At 58.6% G+C, this 2,301-nt stretch carries 2 protein-coding genes; both read left to right on the top strand.

The features are described 5' to 3' along the window. Positions 1-717: DUF2971 domain-containing protein (locus EOA33_RS32735; protein WP_145989427.1), on the top strand; the 717-nt coding region annotated here is incomplete at its 5' end. Between the two features lie 207 nt (positions 718-924). Next, a complete protein-coding gene (locus tag EOA33_RS32730; RefSeq protein WP_190234445.1) occupies positions 925-2,259 on the top strand; it encodes an ATP-binding protein in 1,335 nt (444 codons plus the stop codon). Positions 2,260-2,301 lie beyond the last annotated feature (42 nt).

Below are 2,301 nucleotides of genomic sequence, written 5' to 3'. Positions count from 1 at the left end.
CAAGACTACAACGATCCCTTTGAGCTATTCCTCGGGGTAAAGCTTGATCAAGGATCTGATTTGCTGGCGACGTACAGCGAAGTAGTCCGGGAAATCCCGTCGCTGTTGACCACCTGCTTCTCGAAATCGCCAGTCGTGACCCCAATGTGGGCGCACTACGGAAACAACCATAACGGATTCGTGATCGGATTCGAGGTTTCCGAACTGCAAGAGGTTTTTCAGGATCTCCTGATCCGCGACATTTCGTACCGAGATCGACCGAGTGAGACGCTCGTCTCGTTCGCGCAGATGGCCGCATACCGGAAGAAGCCCAGAGACGCTATGGCTCTGCGGGACGCCGTCCTCTACGAAGGCTATTTCTCGAAGTATGCGGAATGGAGCTACGAGCAGGAAGTGCGAGCCGTTAACTTCGAGGGATATGTCGAGGACATGAGCGGCAACAAGATCCTCTATATTCCGAAACGATGTGTCGCAGCGATCATATCGGGAGCGAAGTCTTCCTCGCAGACGAAAGAGACTCTTCAGGAGGCTGCACAAAAACTCGATGCCGGCTTCTATATCGGTAAAATAGGTCGCAGCTACCCGACGCCTTACATGATCACGGATGCGGGTAGCGGCAAAGTGTTTGCGGACGGGAAGATTGCCCCTGCGATCGCCGAATGTGCAGAATGCTCAGAGCCGCTGAGAGCCAACGGGGATCTGTGTCCTTGGTGTTGAATCGACGACTCGGATCGGATAGCCGCCGCCGCAAACAATCCTTTCAGGATACTTGAGCATTACGGACTGCTTGAAGATTACATCGAGGGGTACCCGGCGAGGCCAAGGAAGCCTTACTAACAGGCTGGTATGCGCCCCGAAGCGGCCGACGGGCCGCTTCTTCGCAACTCGTCACCACGCGCAAACCGCATTATCTCGGAGACTGTCGTGCCGTCTATTGACGAACTTCTTCCCCTCGTTGCCGAGCCGCGCGAGGATCTGGCCGCGGAATACAAGGGCTGGCTCAATCTCGCTGAGACCAACCATAAGGCGGTCCTCGCCAAGGCTGCCATTGCCATTGCCAATCACGGCGGTGGCTACATCATCATTGGTATGCGGGATGACCGCGCGCAGCTCGTATCCGTATCACGCCCTGACGAGATTCCTGCCACAGCTCAGGATACGGTAAATGCCGCGATCCAGAGGTTTGCGACACCGGGGTTTCATTGTGAGGTCTACGTCGTCCCCCATCCCGAGACCGGCGTCTTCCATCCCCTGATTGTTGTACCCGGCGGAATGACCGAACCCGTGATGAGCAAGCGTGACTGCCGGGACGTCATCGCGCAAAACCGCGTGTATATCCGAAAGCCGGGTCCGCGCAGCGAGGAGCCTCAGACCGGCGAAGAATGGCGCGCCCTCCTACGCCGCTGTGTTCAGAATGGGCGTGAGGACATGCTGGACTCCATTCGGGCCATTGTGTCGGGTCGTGTCGAGCCAGTGTCCCATGTGCCCAACGCAGCGGCCGAACTGCACGGCTATGCCGAAGGCGCGCGCAGGCGCTGGCAGGAACTCGTCGCCGATCTTCCCGAGAATGACGAGGCGCGGTTTCCACACGGCTACTATGAAATGGCGTTCAAACTGATTGGGGCTGAGCCGGCGCCAACGCTCGTGGAACTGCGCAACCGCCTTCAGGTGGCGCAGCGCATCCGCCTGACCGGCTGGACGACTTTTCTCGACATGAACCGCCCCGAATGGGCGCCTTACATGCACGAGGACTTCATTGAAGCGTGGGTGGGCAGGAAGGTCGATCGGGATTGGTTGCGCACGTCAGCACACTGCGACTTCTGGCGTGCGTCGCGCGACGGCAAACTTTACACCGTCCGCGGCTATTCCGAGGACGGCATTCCCAACAAGGTGCCGGCCGGCGCCGCAATTGATCTCACCATGCCGGTCTGGCGCGTCGGCGAAGGACTGCTTTTCGCGAGCCGCTTTGCCGACACATTTGAGGGGGTAGAGTCCATCGCCATCGAGTGTACCTTCACCGGCCTGAAAGACCGCTATCTGACCAGCGTGGATGGAATGCGCGCCATGTTCGGTGACCGACATACGCGCACGGACACCGTCACTCTGGTTGGCCAGCCGACTGTGCAGCAGGTGCAAGATAATCTGACCGAGGTGATGCAGGCTCTGCTTTCGCCGCTTTACGAGCGCTTTGATTTCTTCGAGGCACCGTTCGAATTGTTCGACACGGAACTCAACAAGCTGCGCGGCGGGCGCTTTTAGACTCCGCGCCAAAGCCAAAACCTCCGGCCCGGCAATTGACGG

The sequence above is a fragment of the Mesorhizobium sp. M4A.F.Ca.ET.050.02.1.1 genome (genome assembly GCF_003997725.1).
Taxonomy (GTDB): Bacteria; Pseudomonadota; Alphaproteobacteria; order Rhizobiales; family Rhizobiaceae; genus Mesorhizobium.
Note: the sequence above shows the minus strand (reverse complement) of the source record. Positions and strands in the feature narration are given on the sequence as shown.